We start from the raw sequence: 1125 nt of genomic DNA, 5'->3' as shown, positions 1-1125 counted from the left end.
AACACCATAACAAAATCGTCCGCAAACCGAGTCAAACTTGAACGCCCACGCATGCGAGGTTTAACCGTATTGGCAAACCATTCATCCAATACATAGTGCAAGTATATATTTGCTAGCAAAGGAGAAATAACACCGCCTTGTGGCGTCCCGATTACAGACTTCTTTAGTTTACTCCCATCCATCACACCGGCTTTTAACCATTTGTCTATCATTTTACGAATAACGCCATCCGTCACTCGTTGGTCTAAAAAGTTTCTCAACTGAGTATGTTCAATGGTATCGAAATACTGCTGTATATCCACGTCTAGTACCCACTTCCCCCCGTCATCCATGATGTGATTACGAAGACTTTGTAGCGCTTGGTGCGCAGAGTAGCCCGGTCGAAAACCAAATGAACAGTCATAGAACGTCTGTTCGTATATTGGCTCCAGTAGCATTACAACAGCACGTTGAACAAGCTTGTCTTCAAATGTGGGGATCCCAAGTGGACGCAGCTTGCCATCGCCCTTGGGAATAAACACGCGACGAATAGCAGGCGCTCGATAGCGTCCAGACTTGACTCGTTCAAGCAATGATTGCAGATTTGCATCCAAGTGCTGTTCATAGTCACGTGCTGTTTCACCATCTATGCCAACTGCGCCATCTTTACGTGTGAGCCGATACGCTTCATATAGCCACTCAATATCCAGCTGATGATTGAGTGATGTGAATACTAGTTTCGGTTTCTCTTTAGCCAATTTGGCTATCTGTTGTTGTTTCGTTGACACAATCATCGGTTTCTGAGCACCTTTATGTTTCCCATCAACAGTTAAAAAGTTATGGTGCGCCCTTTCCTCGTTAGGGTCCTCCTGAGCAGAGTTCCCCCAAGTCAACAGTACTATGGCGCACTAAGACTTCCAGCATCTACTACCTAATCACTTATGGATTCGCTTTTAAGCTCCTGAGCGTGCTTCATGTTCGCTCTGTCTGATTAGAAGCCGTTACCAGACAGCCCGGCTTTGTTAATAGCTAAAGCCAAACGCTTATTAATACTCAGGTCAATACTGGATCTCACAGGTTCCTGAGAATTCCATCCTGTACCTTTGCCCCGGCCATAGATCCCGGTCGGACAATACATCTCTTACC

Annotated in this window: 1 protein-coding gene; it reads right to left on the bottom strand. The window is 45.6% G+C overall.

The features are described from left to right. A partial coding sequence (locus MHM99_RS21105) for a reverse transcriptase domain-containing protein (protein WP_275445640.1) occupies nt 1-773 on the bottom strand: 773 nt, incomplete at its 3' end. Nucleotides 774-1125: the final 352 nt, after the last annotated feature.

Origin of the sequence: Alteromonas sp. MmMcT2-2, from assembly GCF_022348305.1 — a bacterium.
In the GTDB taxonomy this organism is placed as follows: Bacteria; Pseudomonadota; Gammaproteobacteria; order Enterobacterales; family Alteromonadaceae; genus Alteromonas; species Alteromonas macleodii.
The sequence above is the reverse complement of the archived record's forward strand: the minus strand, read 5'-3'. Positions and strand labels throughout refer to the sequence as shown.